The sequence below is a fragment of the Tullyiplasma multilocale ATCC 49900 genome (assembly GCF_000483165.1).
Taxonomy (GTDB): Bacteria; Bacillota_I; Bacilli_A; order Mycoplasmatales; family Mycoplasmataceae; genus Tullyiplasma; species Tullyiplasma multilocale.
The window spans coordinates 265,223-284,263 of record NZ_AXXW01000005.1 but is presented as its reverse complement, the minus strand read 5'-3'; the positions used below and the strand labels follow the sequence as shown (position 1 = coordinate 284,263).

General features: G+C 30.5%; 18 protein-coding genes. 10 read left to right on the top strand and 8 right to left on the bottom strand.

What is annotated here, in order from left to right; translation table 4 throughout:
* The 4 genes from G319_RS09060 to G319_RS09055 all read right to left on the bottom strand — a co-directional run.
* Positions 1–1,154 (bottom strand): hypothetical protein (locus tag G319_RS09060; protein WP_026389347.1); only part of this gene is annotated, 1,154 nt, incomplete at its 3' end.
* Positions 1,155–1,247: 93 nt separating this feature from the next.
* Positions 1,248–1,463 (bottom strand): hypothetical protein, encoded by a 216-nt coding sequence (locus G319_RS0101345; protein ID WP_035358732.1) that lies wholly within the window; start codon positions 1,461–1,463, stop codon positions 1,248–1,250.
* A complete protein-coding gene (locus G319_RS0101340) occupies positions 1,463–2,197 on the bottom strand; it encodes a ParA family protein (protein ID WP_026389345.1) in 735 nt (244 codons plus the stop codon). Before G319_RS0101340 ends, G319_RS0101345 begins: the two co-directional genes overlap by 1 nt.
* On the bottom strand, positions 2,184–2,390 hold the full coding sequence (locus G319_RS09055; RefSeq protein ID WP_026389344.1) for a hypothetical protein: 207 nt from the start codon (positions 2,388–2,390) through the stop codon (positions 2,184–2,186). Before G319_RS09055 ends, G319_RS0101340 begins: the two co-directional genes overlap by 14 nt.
* Positions 2,391–2,687: 297 nt before the next feature.
* Here G319_RS09055 and G319_RS09050 point away from each other — a divergent pair, with 297 nt between their 5' ends.
* The 3 genes from G319_RS09050 to G319_RS09040 all read left to right on the top strand — a co-directional run bounded on the left by G319_RS09050 (position 2,688) and on the right by G319_RS09040 (position 6,259).
* Positions 2,688–3,812: an IS3 family transposase gene (locus G319_RS09050; protein WP_026389343.1), complete on the top strand. Its 1,125-nt coding sequence runs from the start codon at positions 2,688–2,690 to the stop codon at positions 3,810–3,812.
* Positions 3,813–4,006: 194 nt separating this feature from the next.
* Complete coding sequence (locus G319_RS09045) at positions 4,007–5,695, top strand: hypothetical protein (RefSeq protein WP_026389342.1); 1,689 nt, start codon at positions 4,007–4,009, stop codon at positions 5,693–5,695.
* 198 nt (positions 5,696–5,893) lie between these two features.
* On the top strand, positions 5,894–6,259 hold the full coding sequence (locus tag G319_RS09040) for a hypothetical protein (protein WP_026389341.1): 366 nt from the start codon (positions 5,894–5,896) through the stop codon (positions 6,257–6,259).
* 31 nt (positions 6,260–6,290) lie between these two features.
* Here G319_RS09040 and G319_RS0101315 read toward each other — a convergent pair whose 3' ends face one another.
* The gene (locus G319_RS0101315) at positions 6,291–6,893 is read right to left on the bottom strand and encodes an FMN-dependent NADH-azoreductase (protein WP_026389340.1); all 603 of its coding nucleotides are present in this window, start codon (positions 6,891–6,893) and stop codon (positions 6,291–6,293) included.
* A 108-nt stretch (positions 6,894–7,001) separates the two neighbouring features.
* Here G319_RS0101315 and G319_RS0101310 point away from each other — a divergent pair, with 108 nt between their 5' ends.
* From G319_RS0101310 to G319_RS09025, 5 genes are all read left to right on the top strand, one after another.
* Positions 7,002–7,811: a TatD family hydrolase gene (locus G319_RS0101310; protein ID WP_026389339.1), complete on the top strand. Its 810-nt coding sequence runs from the start codon at positions 7,002–7,004 to the stop codon at positions 7,809–7,811.
* 122 nt (positions 7,812–7,933) lie between these two features.
* Positions 7,934–10,825 carry a cation-translocating P-type ATPase gene (locus tag G319_RS09035; RefSeq protein ID WP_051350842.1) on the top strand — a complete coding sequence of 964 codons (2,892 nt, stop codon included), beginning with the start codon at positions 7,934–7,936 and terminating at the stop codon, positions 10,823–10,825.
* Positions 10,826–10,911: 86 nt separating this feature from the next.
* Positions 10,912–11,706: a TatD family hydrolase gene (locus G319_RS0101300; RefSeq protein ID WP_035358731.1), complete on the top strand. Its 795-nt coding sequence runs from the start codon at positions 10,912–10,914 to the stop codon at positions 11,704–11,706.
* A gap of 116 nt (positions 11,707–11,822) precedes the next feature.
* Entirely contained in the window at positions 11,823–12,569 is a 747-nt protein-coding gene (locus G319_RS09030; protein WP_026389337.1) for a hypothetical protein, read from the top strand.
* Positions 12,570–12,768: 199 nt separating this feature from the next.
* A complete protein-coding gene (locus tag G319_RS09025) occupies positions 12,769–13,404 on the top strand; it encodes a hypothetical protein (protein WP_026389336.1) in 636 nt (211 codons plus the stop codon).
* 33 nt (positions 13,405–13,437) lie between these two features.
* On the opposite strand, the gene G319_RS0101285 is transcribed toward G319_RS09025, so the two are convergent.
* Positions 13,438–14,148, bottom strand: a complete 711-nt coding sequence (locus G319_RS0101285; protein ID WP_026389335.1) for a hypothetical protein — start codon at positions 14,146–14,148, stop codon at positions 13,438–13,440.
* Between the two features lie 72 nt (positions 14,149–14,220).
* Positions 14,221–14,544, bottom strand: a complete 324-nt coding sequence (locus G319_RS0101280) for a winged helix-turn-helix transcriptional regulator (RefSeq protein ID WP_035358729.1) — start codon at positions 14,542–14,544, stop codon at positions 14,221–14,223.
* Positions 14,545–14,660: 116 nt separating this feature from the next.
* Between G319_RS0101280 and G319_RS0101275 the strand changes: the two genes are divergently transcribed.
* Positions 14,661–15,299, top strand: a complete 639-nt coding sequence (locus G319_RS0101275) for an NAD(P)-dependent oxidoreductase (protein ID WP_026389333.1) — start codon at positions 14,661–14,663, stop codon at positions 15,297–15,299.
* A gap of 38 nt (positions 15,300–15,337) precedes the next feature.
* On the opposite strand, the gene G319_RS0101270 is transcribed toward G319_RS0101275, so the two are convergent.
* Entirely contained in the window at positions 15,338–16,876 is a 1,539-nt protein-coding gene (locus G319_RS0101270) for an ABC-F family ATP-binding cassette domain-containing protein (protein WP_026389332.1), read from the bottom strand.
* A 149-nt stretch (positions 16,877–17,025) separates the two neighbouring features.
* Here G319_RS0101270 and G319_RS09020 point away from each other — a divergent pair, with 149 nt between their 5' ends.
* Positions 17,026–18,993 carry an MATE family efflux transporter gene (locus tag G319_RS09020; protein ID WP_026389331.1) on the top strand — a complete coding sequence of 656 codons (1,968 nt, stop codon included), beginning with the start codon at positions 17,026–17,028 and terminating at the stop codon, positions 18,991–18,993.
* The last annotated feature ends 48 nt before the right edge of the window (positions 18,994–19,041 follow it).

Here is a 19,041-nt window from a genome sequence, read left to right as displayed (position 1 = left end):
TTACCTAATTTAATGTTCATAGCTAATTCTTCAATTGAATCTAAATCTGCTTCTTCTTCGATAATTGAAGTAAGTTTAAAGTTATTATTAGTCTTTCTATTAACTTTAGCTTTTGTATTAGCTCTATTGATTTTTTTAATTACTTCAGATTGCTTAATTTGCTTTATTTTTGATATAACTGTTCCTTTTTGAACAGAAATAGCAAAGAATCATTCTAAATTAGGAATGGTTGGGTAATCTTCGATTGTATTTAAACTCAAATATTTAATATCTTTTTTATCACTAGCTATTACATAAGAGTTTTTAAATTTTAATTTAGAATATGAAAGCAATTTATCTAAAGAATTTTTGTTGCTTTTTAATTCTTTTTCAGTTAAATCATCTTTATCTAAATCAAAATACATATCTTTAATCAAATTTGTAAATTCTAATGAATTTAATTTTTGATAAGTTAACTCCATTTTTGAAAAGAAATTTTTAATGTTCATTTCTTGATTTATAAGTTTTTCCTCACTATCGCTAGAAAAAACTAAGTAAAATTGAGAATCGTATTCTTTCTCTTTCTCTTTAATTTGATTTTTATAGTCGATTAATTGTGCTGCTGATAAGTTATTTCGAGTTTTCTTTTTTTGTTGATCTAATCAATCTTTGTACTTTTCTAATTTAACTTTAACATCAACTTTTATCTGACACATATCAACATCAACGTTTTTTATTCATTGTTCAAATAATTGGATTTTAATTCGAACTTCTGACTCACTCATAATAGATAAATCTATTCCATTCACTAAAAAAGCTATAGATTTAAAATTATCTTGTGAAATTAAATAATCTTTTTCATATGTGTAAAAAGGAATTAAAGTTGAAACAGCTTCAATTGAATTATATTTATTTTTAACAGATGCTTTTCAGAATATGGTTTTTAAACTTAAGTAAAAGGGTTTACCGGTAGATGTAGGTATTAATCCTAAAAGTAATATTCCTGAAAACACAATAGATAAGATTCCTTTTAGTAAAATGTTATCAAAAGAAATTATTGCAGTAACTACACCTATGGAAAGGGATAACCCTGCATAAATTAAATCTATTATTGTAAAACCAAAAACCTTATATTTTTTATCTGAAAAGGATTTTGTAATTATTGGATTTTTCATATTTTCCTTTCTTTTTGAAATAATTAATAATATGTTAAAAAACTTATATCAATTTATAACTTTTTATATAAGTTGATATAAAGTGATATAAGTTTATTTGACTTTATTGATAAGATCTTTTAGAGCATTTCTATAAATATTAGCTCTTGGTGGATCTACTTTAAATAATTTTGTATATTCTTGTTCTAAATCTTGTGTTTCTCTAGAAATTGATAAGCCTACACGTTTGTAGCTTTGTCTAGATTTCTTTTTATCATAGTGTACATTTTCTTCTGAAAAGAAATCAAACTCATTATTATCTTTTGCCATTATAGTATTCCTCGCTCTCTCATTTCTTTTGCTAAATTTTCAATAATATCTTTAGCTGAATTTAAATCAATCATTCATTTTTCATCTTTATTAACAGATTTTCCGATATTGGACTGATCTGGAATAACTGTTTTAAAATTTAACCCATTAAGCATCTCGTCTAAATTATTTTTTGCCAATTTAGACTCTTTATCACCTTTATCACGATTAAAGATAGCACCCTTGATATTGTTGCTTAAATTTCTGTTATTCATTGTGCTATCTCATTTTTCATACATATCAATTAATAGTGAAGATGAGTTTAAGCTTGAATCACTTATTAAAACTATAGAATCTGAGGTTTTATAAGTTATTGTATTTAAATTAGTCATTGCAGAATGCAAATCAAAAAATACATAGTCATAATCATGAAATATAGTCTTTTCTAATTTAATCATTTTATCTTCCATTTCCATAAAATCAATGTTAGGTTCTTTAGCATCGTCTCCGGGGATGATAAATAAATTTTCAATATTTGTTTTTAATACTTCAGGTATTTGATCATTAAAAATTTTAAAGCTTTCTTTTTTATTAGTTTCAACAAATATATTTGTTAAAGATAACTGACGATCGAAGTCAATTAATAATACTTTTTTGCTTTTTCTAGCAAGCAATACTGCTAAATTTGCAGTTATACGGGTTTTACCAACTCCACCTTTGTTATTATGAATTAAGATTTTTTTATAATTTTTCATTTTTAATATATCCTTCCTTTAAATAATCATCGATGCCTTCTTTTGTATCAATTAGATTTTTCTCAAATCATCCAATTGCACATGAACGTGTGCAAAATACATATGTTTCATTTTCATATACTCATTTCTTTGCTTTTGTTATAATTTTTTCATTTTCACATGAGTAACAAGTTAGTCTAGTTTTTAATCCCATTTTTATTCTCCTTTCTTATTATCACAAAACCAATAAATCACTCAGGAGAATAAAAAAACAACCACCTAAGTGATTGTTTTGACACATATAACACAAAATAGAATATCTATAAATGAAATTCTATCTAATATTATAATGTGTTTGTTTTGTTAATTAAATTATAACATGTTTATTATGATGTATTTCAAAATTTCTTTAAAACTTATATCAACTTATATAAAATGGTATAAGTTTTAAAGAAATTTTAATTTTAAACAAATAATAATTATAGAATAAAAACGAAAGGTTAAATAAAATATGACTAGAGAATATGTTAGATATGAAGTGGCTTTTAAAGCTGAGATTATCGCCGAAGTTTTAAAAAGCTCTGTCAAAACTGTTTCTAATAAATATAATATTAATGAAAATAGTGTTTGAAGTTGATTTTATAAATTCAAAGAAATTAATACTGCTTTTAATAAAAATAAGATTATAGATATTGAAAGAGATAAACAAGTTGAAGCTTTAATGAAAATTAAAGCATTATATGATAAAAACCCAGACAAACGAAAAACGTTTCAAAAGATAAACAAAATTAGGAAAAGGGAAAATATTAAACTCAAACCTATTTTAGATATTTTGCAAATGAGTGCAAGTACATATTGACGAAGATTGAAAAAAGATAAAGGCTTAGAAAAACAAAGAAGAGATAATGAAAATATCAAAATTATAAGAAAAATTTTTAACTGAAGCAGAAAACAATTTGGTTGAAGAAGAATTAAAAATAAAATAGCAGAGGAATATAATAAAATTATAAATCATAAAGTTATTATTTATCTTATGAAAAAAATTGGACTACAAGTTGAATATTTAAAAAATAAACGAAGGGCAAAGCATAAAACTGGGAAGAATAGGTTTAATGTTCCTGATTTAGTAAAACGTAATTTTTCAAGTATAAAAACAAGACTTACAGTTTTATATACAGATGTTAGTTACTTAGTTTGAGGTTCTTTTAAAGCTTATGTTTCAACAATTATTGATGCTCATACTAAAGAAATTGTGGATTTTAGAATTTCATACCGAAATAACAAAGGATTAATTCTAAGAAATTTGAAAAATGCTATAAATAGAATTAAAAACCAAATAAGTAATACTGAAGGCGTAATTATCCATTCAGATCATGCTTTAGTATACGAATCTAAAGATTATAGAAAAATGTGTTTAGATAATGGACTGTTAATAAGCATGGGTGAAAATTATGAAACTGCAGATAATGTTGTAATAGAAAGTTTTCATGCGCTAATGAAAAAAGCTACAATTCATTCTAATAAGAAAAAATATAAATCTTTGAAGGATTATATAAATGATGTTATTGGTTGAATGATTTGATATAACAAAAATAAGAAAAGTAACATAAAACTATATTGACAAAAAACATTTTAAACTTATACCATTTTATATAAGTTGGTATAAAAAAATATAAGTTTTAATTATTTAAATTACATAATGAAAAAACTTTTGAAATAAAAAGTTTAATTTTGTATACACTTTTTTTAGTTTTTAGATAAAATTAAATTAATTACTACATTGTAGTCAAATTTTATTTTAAATGCTCCAAAAAGGGGTAACACTCTCGAATGAGATTTAAAATTCGTAACTGAGACATAGTTGATGACAATGTGATTAGAGCCGGTGGATATGCTACTGGAATTAATAGATCTGTCAGTAATGAACAATTCCAAATTATTATTGGAGCTGATGTACCAAAATTCTATCAAGCATTTTGTGAAGTTAATGGCTATGAAGATGATGGTAAAACTATCAAAAACAAAAACGTAGCTGTTAAAGTAAATCCAAATGATGTGGATTTCAAACTAAAACAACAAGCTGAAATTGACGGAGTTAAAAGCAAAGTTAGAGGAAAAGGTTGATTCAGTAAAGGATTAGCCTTCATCTCGGCAGTATTCACTCCAATCGTTATCCCACTAGTTGGATACGGATTGATTATGACAATTTGATCACTTATGACGGTTGAGTGAAATGGAGCTGGATCTAGTTTAAAAGATGCTAGTCACTTCTTTGCACAAGTTGTAAGTATCTTAGATATTTTAGTTGGGGCATTCTCACTATTTATTACTATTTCAATCGGTTATACAGTATTTAAAGCAATGAAGGGTAACGTAATTTATGGAATTATTATTGCTGTAGTATTAACTGCACCGGGATTAGTTCAAATGGGGGACGTAACAGTTCCAGATGGAGAATCAATCTTAGGGGTATATCCTGGTTGAACACTATTTGGGGACGGAATGACTTACCCATGAAAAATTAACTACAACGGATTAATTATCCCGATGATTTTAGTAGTTGTGGTTGGGGCATACATCGAACGTGCAACTGAAAGAATTCAAGCAACAACATTAAAAATGATTGTTGCACCAATATTAGTAATTGGTGGAGCATTTATCTTTGGTGTATTTATTATGGCACCAGTTGGATTATTATTCACAAACTACTTATCAATCGGAATTGATTTCTTAAGTACAAACTATATTGCTAAATATATTGCTATTCCAGTAATTGGAGCTTTATATGGACCATTAGTAATTACTGGTATGCACCACTCAATTACACCAATTATCCTTCAAGGACAAGCTCAATATGGAGCAACATCATTACAAGGATTTATTACTATTTCAAATATCTCACAAGGGGTTGCATCAATCGCATTCGTTGTTTTATACAGAAGAGTAAGAAAAATGAAAGACTTAGGTGTTTCAAATGGGGTGTCAGCTATCGTTGGGGGAATTACAGAACCTTCACTATATACAATTAACTTAAAACACTTATTCCCATTAATCGGAGCATCAATTGGAGTATTTGCTGGAACATTAATTATGACAGCATCTAATACATATGCATTACAAGGGGCATCATCAATCTTCGGAATCCTAATGTTCTTACAAGCAGCGCCAGACGCTACTGGAGTTACTACATGAGCTGGTGGAGGATTCTTATGGGGAACAATATCTGTTTTAACTGCTGCGGGAGTAGCATTCGGAGCAACTTATTTCTTAGGTAAATTAAAATTCTTTGCTGATCGTTCAAAAGCTATTATTAATAGCGAATACGGAGATGACGTTGACCAATTAAACGCAATTCCTAAAGGTGAATGAAAAATTATTATTCAAAAAGAAAAAGCCGAAAAAGCTGCCTTAAAAGCAGAAGATAAAAAACAAACAAGTTTAGATAAAGCTGAAAAAGCTAAAATCAAACAAGCTAAAAAAGCCGAAAAAGCTTCAGATAAACCAAGACCTAGAGCTTAATATTAAAAAAATGACTGCAAAGTCATTTTTTTATTGTCCATAAAAAACAGTGTTACAATGAAGATTTTTTTTATCTATATTTTCATGTCTGTAGATGCTAATATGAAAATGAGGATTGATATTTTAAAAAGGACAACTTTCAGATTTTTTTCCTAATACTTAATGGAGGGGTATCATTGAGATACATTAAAATTAAGTATGAAGAAAAATAAACTCATCATCGCAGTGTATGAAACAGAAAACAAAAATTTCATATATGAATTAGAATTAGGAATTGAAGAAACTTGACACAAACTATCAAGAATTGAAAAAGACAAAGTAGCCAAAAAGATTAGAAAAGTGTATAACGAAATTATTAATCAGCACTTAAAAATGCAGGAGGAAGAAATGAGTACAAAACAATTTGAAACATTGGTAGGGATGATCACCAATTTAAAATCCGAATTAAAACAAGACATTGCTGATTTGAGGAGAGAAATGAATGAGAGGTTTGACATACTTGAAAAAGCAGTCATAAAACTAAATAAGAAGGTATTTGGGATTGAAGCACTAACAATTGAATAAAGAAAAGCCCATTCATGAAATGGGCTTTTTGTTAAAATTTTTCAACGGCTGCTGTGATTTGAGCTTCAATTGTAGAAACTGCTTCAACTGGTGTCATTTTATTCATAGGATCTGTTTTAGTCCCTGCTAATAAAATTGGGTCCATAACTTTTGCACCAACAAACTCAAAAGTTCCTTTTAAGAAAGCTGTGTGATCTCCTCACAAGTATCATCCATAAGGGGCACCTTGTGTAGTTAAAACTTGAACTGTTAAATGATCTAGTAAACCAACTGCATCTCCTTTTTTAGAATATTTATATGAGAATGTTTGGTTAGCTAATAAAATGTGATCTAGGTAGTTTTTCATTAAACCACTAACACCAAAGTTATTCATGGGGCTAACTACAATTACTTTATCAACTTCTTTTAATTGATTGATGTATTTCATTGAATCTTCTTCATTGAAGTATGTTGCCATATTTTCTCTTGTTAAAGTAATTTTTGCCATTGGTACATCATTTAAATCTAAATATTGAATATCATCGTTTGGATTTAATGCTTTGTACTCTTCGATAAATCTGTTTGCTAGTTCTAAAGAATATGATGATTCTAATGGACTAACTGTTCCAGATATTGCTAAAACTTTTTTTGCCATAATATATTTTCTCCTTTGATTATATATACCTTTATTTTACTTCAATAAATTGTAAAATAAAGAGAGATTAACTAATAGAGAGAATATATATTTATAGGAGAAATAATAATGGTAAGAAAAGACATGATATTTGATACACACATTCACTTTAATGATCGACAATATCAAAATGGAGTTGTTGATGGTAAAGATATCAACACTTTATTAAGCGAATCTGAGATTGATGGAGTAGGAAATTGAATATGTGCCTCATATGACTCAGAATCATCTTTAAAAGCTGTTGAAATAGCCAATAACGATGAAAGAATCTGAGCTGCGATAGCCATTCATCCCAACGATGTTTCAAAACACACTCAACAAGACTTGGAGTTAATAGATAAACTCGCTAAGGAAGAACGAGTGGTGGCAATTGGTGAAACTGGATTAGATTACTTTTATACAAAAGAAGATATTGATCTTCAAAAAAAATTCTTCAAAGAGCATATCAAAATTGCTATGGATAATGATTTAGTTTTACAAATGCACATTAGAGATGCTAAAGACGTTTATGAAGCATATGATGATGTGATCCAAATTTTGAAAGAATTTAAACCCAATAGAAGTGCTGTTCACTGTTTTTCAGCCAATGCTGAATATGCTCAGAAATTTTTAGATTTAGGTTGTTATATAAACATCGGGGGAGCTGTAACTTTCAAGAACGCTAGAGACTTGCAAGAAGCAGTAACAATGATTCCTCTTGAAAGAATGCTCCTTGAAACTGATGGTCCTTACCTAACTCCTCATCCTTTTAGGGGTCAGTTAAATCATCCAAAAAATATTATGCTTACAGCGATCAAAATTGCTGAATTAAAGGGTATTACTGTGGAAGAAGTTATAAAAACAACAACTCAAAATGCTACAGATTTATTCAATTTATAGTCCTATGGGGCTATTTTTTTTACTTTTTTTATGCTAAATTACCACTTTGAGATTTAAAGTACTACAATTGAGTAATGTTTTGCAAAACATGCTTATAGAGTAATAAGAAAGGAAGTGTTTTCATGATTGAAAACAAGAATGACTTAGAATCGAAAAAGGATACTAAACGTTGACATGCTATGTCTAACGACGAAATTTACGCAGAACTTAAGGTCGATCCTAAAGTTGGATTAACTAGTCAAGAAGCTGCCAGAAGGTTAGAAAAAGAAGGAAAAAACAAACTTGAAGAAGCGAAACAAACTTCTCATGTTGTTATATTCTTCAAAACCTTCCTAGACCCATTAGCAATAATTATGATGTTCGCTGGTCTATTATCATTATTTTTACCAATCATTCTTGGAGAGGTTAAGAGATTAGCAGAACCAACAAATATAGCTGGAATTTGTGTTATTTTTGGAGTAGTACTCGCCAACTCAATAATATCTACTATCCAAGAAATTAAAGCAAGTAAATCTTTAAATGCTTTGCAGTCTATGGCTGAACCAAAAACAATCGTTCTTAGAGATGGAAAACAAATGGAAGTTTGTGTCGAAGACATTGTTAGGGGAGATATCGTTTATATTGAAACTGGAAAATTTATTCCAGCAGATATTAGAATAATTGAATCGCCAAAATTAAGAGTAGATGAATCTGCTCTTACTGGAGAATCTTTACCTGTAGAAAAAACTACAAATCAATTACTAGATAAAGATATGGTTCTGGGTGACCAAATCAACTTAGGATTTATGTCTACATTTATTACAGATGGACGAGCTGTTGGGGTAGTATTTGCAACAGGAACTTATTCAGCAGTTGGGCAAATTGCATCAAGTATTGCAAATACCGAACAAAAGAAAACACCATTACAGAAGAAGTTGGGACAATTAACTTTATGAGTCTCAATTTTGGCTGCTATATCTGGTGCTTTAATATTCACATTAATGTACACAATCGGAAACTTTGGTGGAGATATTAGTTCTAATGAAAAACTAATTGATTCATTAATATTTTCAATATCAGCAGGGGTTGCGTTAATCCCTGAATCAATAATGATTATTGTAACAATCACTCTATCATTAAGTGCACGTAAAATGGCTAACAGAAATGTTGTTGTTAAATCATTTGCGGCTGTTGAAACATTGGGGGCTGTTAATGTAATTTGTTCCGATAAAACTGGGACACTTACACAGAATAAAATGACTATTATGAAATTATTAATGAATGGTGAAATTATCGAACAACGAGAATATCGTTATGATCCGAAAAATCAACAATCATTCCACTTCATAAATTCACTTGTGCTATGTAGTGATTCAATTTCTCAAGATGGTGTTCATATTGGTGATCCTACGGAGTTAGCATTAACTGATTGAACACAATTGTTGAAAGTTAATGAGTTAAAATTTAGGGAGAAATACCCGAGGTTAGATGAAATTCCATTCAACTCAGATAAAAAACTTATGACAACAGTTAATCAAGTTGATAACAAACGCATAGTTTATACAAAAGGTGCCTTAGATAGATTACTAGCTAGATGTACTAAAACTTACGTTGATGGGAAATTAGTTGTATTAACAGAAAAGATGAAACAAGAAATTTTGGAATCATCATATCCATTATTAGGAGATGCATTGAGAGTTTTAGGATTTGCATATAATGAGCAAAATAAAACTGCAAAAGAATTTGACAACGATTTAATCTTTTTAGGATGTGTTGCGATGATGGATCCTCCAAGACCAGAAGCGGCAACCGCAATTAAAAGAGCTCATGATTCTGGAATCAGAGTAATTATGATTACTGGAGACCACAAATTAACAGCTCTTGAAATTGCTAAAAGAATTGGGATTTCTTCAAATGAATTCCCAAACGGTCTAACTGGTGAAGAAATCGACAAATTAGATGATGAACAATTTGATGAGCACTTATTAACAACAAATGTTTTTGCTAGAGTTAATCCAGATCATAAAACAAGAATTGTTGAAGCATTACAACGTCAAGGTAAAATTGTTGCCATGACTGGTGATGGTGTAAATGATTCACCATCACTAGCCAAAGCTGATGTCGGGATTGCTATGGGTATTACTGGAACTGATGTAGCCAAGGAAGCTGCAAAAGTAATTTTAGCAGATGACAATTTTGCCACAATTATTTCTGGTGTTAGAGAAGGAAGAAACGTTTATGAAAAGATTAAACGTTCGATAGCTTTCCTACTTGGTGCTAACTTAGCGCAAATGTTAACGATATTAGTGGTGCTTGCCATTTCTCACGGTAAAGCCCTGAATGATATCAATGTTTTATGGCATATTCTGGCTGTTGAGACAGTATTGGCAATCCCAATTGGATTAGCTCACTCTAAAGAGACTCTGATGGCCTTTAGACCACGTAATCCGCATGAATCTGTCTTTAAATGAATAACTATCGAGATTTTATCAATGGCCTTCTTTAATGCAGTTACAGCGATTGGGGCTTATTTCATAGGTTACTATGGTTTGGGTAGTCAAGCTAGCGAAGCTCAAAAATTAGATACAGCTTCAACAATGGCTTATATTGTAATTATTTTCGCACCAATTTTATACTCTTGAATTTCTCAAACAAGAAATTACACAGTAAAATTTAGTAAGGACAAAGCTGAGAAAATTCGAATCAATGAGTGAATGCTAATAGCAATGATTGGAGCAACTCTAATTAATTTAGGAACTTTATTCATTCCTGGTTTATCAACGCTATTTAAGGGTGAAAATGACCAAACTAAATCTTGAATGTATGGAGCAGCATTTGGATTGGTGTTATTAACTTTCTTACTGAAATGATTAGAGAATTGAAGCTTTAGAAAAATATATCAATACTTACATTCAAATGAGATTATGATTTCTAAATTTAACTTTAGAAAGAAACAAATACGCGACGATAAACGCAAAAAGAAAATAAAAATCAAAAGAAAAATATCTAAATTAAAATCTAAAATGAATAACTAATTAAGATATTAATAAATAAAACCAATTTGGTTTTATTTTTTTTATGAAAGAATATAATTTAAATATAGAAGATTAGAGGAAAATTTATGGGAGCAGGAATTTACGACATACATTGTCATTTGAACGATAGTGTATATATCGAAAACGATATGAGTTCAATGGAAATTGTTCAAGAGGCAGCACTAGCGGGTGTTGATATTATTAATAATGTGGGGTTTGATATTAAATCTTCAAAAGTTGCTTTAATCCAAGCTGAAAAAAATTTAAATGTATTTGCAGTTATTGGTATTCATCCTAACGAGGCACACTTATTCACAAATGAGGCACACGATGTTTTAGATGCTATGGCTAATGGAACTAAAGTTGTAGCTATCGGTGAAATCGGTTTAGATTACTCTAGAACTTACAAATACAAAGAACATCAAAAGGAGTCTTTAATTTATCAAATAGAAATAGCTAAGAAACATAATTTACCGATCATGTTTCATGTTAAGGATATTGCTGGTTCTGTTGAAGCCTATGATGATTTATTAGAAATAATTAAAGAACAAAAAGTTACCAAAGGAGTTATCCACTCATTTGAAGGGACATGAAAAATGGCTAAGAAGTTTATCGAACAAGGTTTATCTATTTCATTAAGTGGGAGAGTGACTTTTGATAAGGATGCTCAAGAAATTGCCAAAAACATATCATTAAATAGTTTAATGATTGAATCAGACGCACCTTACGCAACACCAAGACCATTTGAAAGAAAAGTTAACCATCCTAAATTTATGCCATTAATAGTTCAAAAAATTACTGAAATAAGAGGGACTTCTCAAAATGAAGTTATTTCAGCAACAAGAGAAAATGCTAAAAACTTATTCTTTATAAACAACTAAATATAAACAAATTTCTTATTATTTTTTACTAAAATAGTAAGATTTTTTTGTCTCTTTTTTCTTTTGAAAAGGTAATTTTAAGTGTTATTATCACCTAAATAACCGATGGAGGAAAAATGAGGAAATGAAGCTATTTTAAGGTACGACCAGGAATTAAGGATAAAGGATTTGAATACATTTATTCATTGTCATTGTTTGTGCTTTTAATGATTGGACTAAATGCCAGAATAATTGAAGGCATTATTAATAAGCAAGGCAATTTTGATTATATAATTCTCGAAGATATAGGCTATTTTACAAATTGAGCTTCATATTATTTGATTTTTTATAGCCTTTACAAATTAATTACAATAAGAAAATATTTAACAACCAATGATCAAAGTCTTGAGATAATGGCTTCTGCGCTTTCCATTGCGCTTATGCTAACTTATTCCATTTCTCTGATAACTGGTCACAGTTTGGGAGCTAGTTCATTTGCTGCAATAATTAAAACAATAATTGGACATTATGTTGTTCCTATTATGGTAATTGTGTATTTTCTATTCTTTCAAAATACACCCAGAAAATTCGGGTATATGAATTTATATTATAAGTCTTGAAAGATAGTTTTATTTGTAATGTTTTACATAACTTTTATCTTATATAGATATGTGGCTCACACATATGGTTCGGAAAATAGTGAAAAACTTATAAATGAAAGTTTTCCATATCCGTTTTTATCTCCCGATACAATCGGTTGAGCCGGATCACTTGGCTTTGGTTTTGCGGCTTTACTTGCGGGATGGTCATTCTTCGTAATGATGGACTATTTAAGTTGCTTTTTGGGTAGCTATATATTCAAGAAAAACGTGATGATTAGATAGCTTGATTTTTTATTTATAAATAAATCCCCTTTTAACGTAAATACCATATACAATTACATAAGAGATATTAGAAAACGTATATAAATTAGCATTATGAAGTTTATAAGTCTTGAAAGAAATATAGGATTAAGTAATTAGCTAATTAATTAAAGTGAAAATTAATTATAAGGACGATGAAGAGTAATCCATTAGGAGAAATATGGAAAAACGTAACTCAGATAGAGGATATGAATCACGCGATAACAACCGTGGAGACAGAGATAACCGTAGCGAAAGAAGCTTCGGAGACAGAGACAACAGAGGATCAGATAGAGGATCAAGAAGTTTTGGAGATAGAGACAACCGTGGTGGAGACCGTGGTGGTAGATCATTCGGAGACAGAGATAACCGTGGTGGAGACCGTGGCGGAAGAAGCTTTGGAGACAGAGATAACCGTGGTGGAGACCGTGGCGGAAGAAGCTTTGGAGACAGAGATAACCGTGGTGGTGGAGACCGTGACCGTGGTGGAGACCGCGGAGGTAGATCATTTGGAGATAGAGATAATCGTGGTGGAGACCGTGGCGGAAGAAGCTTCGGTGGAGACCGTGGTGGATCACGTGGTGGATTCGGACAAAACCGTGGTGGTGGTAAATCATTCGGTGGAGATCGTGCACCTCGTCGTGATGGACCAAGTTTTGGAGATAGAATTGAAGCTCTAGAAAAACAAGTTGCAGCATTAACATTATTAATTAAAGGAGAAACTCCAGTAGTTGAAATTATTGAAGTAAACGAAACTCCAATTATAGATGTTATCGAAGAAGTGATTATGGAAGTAATTGCTGAAGAAGCTGAATAATTTAATAATAAAAAACACCCTCGGGTGTTTTTTTTAATTTCTTAAGATTCGGAAAGAAAGGATTTTTAACCCTGAGACAATTTCTGAATTGTTGATGGGAGCTATTAGAGCAAAACCACTTTCTGTATCTTGAGGCATATGAACAACTATTGTTATATTAGATAGTAATTCTTTTGAAAGAAAGTCAGTAAGTTCTGAATTTACGATTGTGGTAATTTGTTCAGCTGTAGTGCCATCCTCAAACACCTTATCATCTCAATTTAAATCTTCTAAAAGGACATCTAAGGGATCCCCGGTAGAAATTGTAACGGTCAGGTTTGCTTTATATCCATTATCGATAAAAACAATTTCGCCGTTTCTTTCCTGAGAACTATGTTGAGTAACAACTAACTTTCTTTCAACAACAGATGGAGTATCATTTGTGATTTCTTCAACTTCAAAAAGGTATTGATCAACATCAAGTGCTTTGGCTTGACTAATTAAATTTGTAGAAGTTATCAGATACGGAATTTGGAAACTATCTAATATAGATTCCAACTCTTTGTTAATATAAAAATTATCATTAAAAGGAATAGAAAGTTGTTTTGGTAAGTGTTGTACAAAATTTGGAACGGTCGGTATCTCAGGAAGAGTTTCCTGAGGGTTCTTATTCTTAGAATCAATAGCTATGACTGTTGCTGTAACACCACCAGCGACCCCGGTTACCAGTCCAAGGGAACCGAAAATAATCCAAAATTTATTCATACTTACTCCTTTCAAGTCAATTTTAATTGTATCAAAATAAAAACCATAAAAAAAACAACATAAGTTGTTTTATTAATTAGCGATTGTTTGAAATGTTTCTCCCCAAATACGCAATGAGTCCATGACTGGTTTTAGTGTATAACCTAGAGTTGTTAAAGAATACTCAACTTTGGGGGGTACAACTGGATAAACCTTTCTTGAAACTAAGCCATTTTCTTCAAGTTTCTTAAGATTTGCTGTCAGAACTTTTTGAGAAATTCCGTCCAAACCTTTTTTTAATTCCCCGAACCTTTGAGTGCCATTTAGTAGATTTCTTATGATTAGGAAGGCTCATTTATTCCCTACAACGCTTAATGTTAAGTCCACAGGACAAATATTTTCATAATTTATTGGCATAAAACCTCCATAGTATCTTTTTGGTAAGTATAGCACTTTTAAGTGCTTACTTTACAAAGTATACCTTAAATCTTATGATATGTGTATAGTTAAAAAACTATCAGAGGAGATACATTATGAAAATATTTATTATTGGAGCGAACGGTCGCTCAGGAAGCCTTTTGGCAAAAGAAGCTGTGAAACGCGGACACCAAGTTACTGGTGTAGTTAGAAAAGAACTTAAAGATACACAAGGTGGGAAAGTTCTTGAATTTAGAAAAGACTTATTTGATTTAACAACAGAAGATTTAATTCAGGCAGATGTAGTTATTGATGCTTTTGGGATGTTTGATCCAACTAAATTAGAACAACACAAAACTAGTTTAAAACACCTAACTAATATATTAGCTGATACTAATGTAAGATTATTAGTTGTTGGAGGGGCTGGAACACTATTTGTTGATGAAGCGAAAACTATGAGATTAGTAGACCAACCTAATTTCCCAGCTGAATACTATGATTTAGCATTCATCGAAGGGGAAGCATATGAGGAAATTATCAAAGTTGATAATGTAAAATGATCATACTTTAGTCCAGCTGCTGTTTTTGATGCAGAAACACAAGGTACAGGAAACTTTGTTTTAGGACAAGATAACTTATTTGTAAATGATAATGGGGAAAGCTATGCAACTTATTCTGATGCAGCTATCGCTATAATTAATGAAGTTGAAAATAATAATTTCATGAATAAGAGATTCACAATTGTAAGTAATTAAAAAAGAAAATCCGAATGATTACTCATTCGGATTTTTAATTAGTCGACTAAGTCTTCAAAGTCTAATACTTTATCAGCTCAGTTTGTTTCAAAGTTGATATCGTGAGTTGTAATCAATACAGTACCCTCGAAAGCTTGGATAGCTTCTAATAAAGCGTCTTTCGCTAAAACATCGATGTGGTTTGTAGGTTCATCTAGAATTAGTAAACTTGCGGGTTCTAAACTTAAAGCGGCTAATCTAACTTTAGTTTGTTCTCCCCCTGAAAGTAATTTCATAGGGTTCATCATTAATTCAGATTTAACTCCAAATTTACCAATTGTAGCTCTAACTTCACCTTCAAGCATTTTTGGGAATCTTCCCATTAAGTATGAAATTGGTGTTTCAGTATCTGAGAAATCTTCAACTTGGTGGAAGAAGTTTGTTTCAACTCCATTTCCAACTAAAACGTCACCATCAACTGGTTTGATTTCACTTGCAACTGTTTTTAAGAAAGTTGTTTTACCAATTCCGTTGTATCCTTTAACGATACATTTTTGTCCTTCACGTAATTCAAATGTTAATGGATCAACTAATGCAAAATCATAACCAATACTTAACTTTTCAGCTTTAACAATAACAGCTGAATTAGGTCTTTTATATTTGAATTGCATTTTTGGTTTTGCCAATGAGTGACGTTCACCCATAACATCCATTTTATCTAATTGTTTTTGACGTGATTGAGCAGATTTAGCAGTTGAAGCACGTGCGGCGTTTCTAGCAACGTAATCTTTTAATTTGGCAATTGTTTGTTGTTGAGATTCACGAGCTTTATCATATTGTTCGGCACGTAGTTCTGATAACTCTAAATATTTATCATAGTTACCAACATAACGATTAACTGTTAGGTTTTCAATTGCATAAATTACATTAACTGTTTTATTAATAAAGTCACTATCGTGAGAAACGACTAAGAAAGCGTTTTCATATTGTTGTAAGAATTTTGCTAATCATTCAACTTGTTCAACGTCTAAGAAGTTTGTTGGCTCATCAAGTAAGATGAAATCATCATTTTTTAGTAGAAGTTTAGCTAATAAAACTTTTCCTCTTTGACCACCAGATAATTCTCCTAATTTTTTAGGCATATTTTCTAAACTGATCCCTAAACCAGAAACTAAGTTCCCGATTTGTTTTTCAATTGTGTCAAACCCTTTAATTGATAATTCTTCTTGCATAGCTAAGGCTTTAACTAAGTCATCTTCTTTATATTCAATAGCCATATCTTCATAGATTTTCCCAATTTGAGCTTCCATGTCGTATAGTTCTCTAAAAGTATCTTTTAGATATGCATCAACTGTTACTGACATATCAACTTCCTGGTGTTGATCTAAATAACCCATTTTTGATCTTGGGTGTAATTCAACAACTCCATTATCTGGAGTAATTTTCCCAGCAATAATATTTAGTAAAGTAGTTTTACCAGTTCCGTTTGCTCCTAATAGAGCTACGTGCTCACCCTTATTGATTCTTAAATTTGAATCTACATATAATTTTTTACCACCATTTTGATGTGATAATCCTTCGATTGCGATAACACTCATCTTAGTTCCCTCCTAATACTTAAAGTAAACAAACATCAAATATATGATGTTTTCATAAGAATAATTATATATCAATAAAACTTGTTTTCAAAAGATATATAATAAGTAAATGATTATATTAAATATTAATAAAAAAGAAGGGAGAAAATATGAATACTAATAATAAATTCTGAAGATGATTATTTCAAGATAAAGGTAATAAAGTCGTTAACAATAATAATGATTCAGCAACGAATAAAGTAACAGCTGAAGATATTGCGATTATGACCAATAGAGAAGTTATGTTACGTTACTCTAATGCTTGAAAAGCAATCTTCTTCTTTTGTTTGCCAACAGTTGTTTTAATGTTAGTTCAGGGTCTATACAACATTTTAGATAAATCATTATCACTTGAATTTGCAACTGAACATGCGATGGCCAATTGAAAATATATCACTATGATGATTGATGGAAGTGGTAATGGTCAAAATAGTGTCTTATTGGGTTCATTACAAAATCTATATGACCTGAATGGTGGCAGTGTAACTCCAATCCAAATAGAAGAAATGGTAGCTGGGTTGTTTGAGAAGAATTCATTTGGTACTCACTGAGATGATTTTATTTCTCAAATCATTTCAAATCCCAACAACACCGGTCAATTATTAAGTTGAGTAGAGAATCTAGGGTTAAATATTCAAATTAATGAACACATGATGAAGGGTTATATTAACATCACGACTCAATATACGACTCAATCATATAACCTTGTTTATTCATTCAACCAAATTATGGCGATTGGGGCTGGAATGCACTATGCGATGGAATTTGGTAAGGGGAATCGTAAAAAATTAGCTGAAATTTCAGGTAATGGATTAACATTCTCATTATTAATGTCAATTATTATTGCGATGTTACTTTTCACAGTTTCTTTTAGACCTTGAGGACAAGCTTTAATTTCTTCTCAAATGGGTTCTGACAGAAACTTAATTGTTGAGGAATTGGCATGAAAAGATGTTGAACCATTAATTTATGGTTTATCAATTTTATTTGTTGCAAACTTCTGTATGAATATGTTACGAAGTGAAGGGAAAATGATCCACATCATGATCATGACAATTTCATCACTTGGTGTTAAGTTAGTTGTTTCAATTGTGTTAATGCATTATTTAGGAATGGAACTAACTGGTGCTCAAATGGGAACGGTTGCTGCTTATCTATACCAATTAATATATTCATTAATCGTTATGTTTAAAAGTAAGGTTTCTTACTCTAAATTTAGATTCGAACACTTGTATAAATTACATATTCACAACTATACATATTCATTGAAAGCTGGTTTACCAAATTTCATTATGTATTTTGCAATTTTTATTAACGTTTATGTATCAACTGCTGTGGTTATTCATTTACCTGTCCCAGAATCAATTCCGGGAGAATTAGCAAAAGAGGGTGGAATTTCAATTACACAAAGATTCTTGTCTTCATTAACTCCGTGAAATGAATTCATTTTATCTGCATGTATTGGACTTAACCAAGGTACAAGAACAATTGTAGCCTTTAACTATGGAGCTAAAAACAACATTAGAATTACTGATATTGTTAAGAAATCATTCCTATTAATGTTTGTATGAATGTTATTCATATTAGCCTTAATTATTAGTGCGGGTCCAAGTATGTTGCAGTTATTTGAATTCCCAGATGCTGGAATTGCTTATGGATCAACATTCTACTGATACTTAATAATTTACTTTATAACTTATCCACTTGCTGGATTTACTTATATTTCTTTATCATTATTCCAAGGAACAAAGAAAACACTTATTGCTACTTGAACTTCTTCACTTAGATCATTAACTGTTTTCTTACCTTTGGTGGGAATAGGATATCTATTAGCGATTAAAACTCAAAATCCATTATGATACTTCCTAATGATTGGGTTAACAGACTTAATAGTTGCAATGCTCATAATACCTTTAATATACGCGTATTATAAACGTACAAAAGATGCTAATAAGTTTACTAAAGCTGAAGAGCCAATAACACTTAAAATTAGTTATGCTAAATACTTAGTTCAAAAAGATCCTAGTGTGGAAAATCAGGAACACTTAGATAATTTAATTTGAGAATTGAATAAATAACAAAAAAACCTTTCATAGAAAAAAGACACAAGTGCACTTTGCGGATGT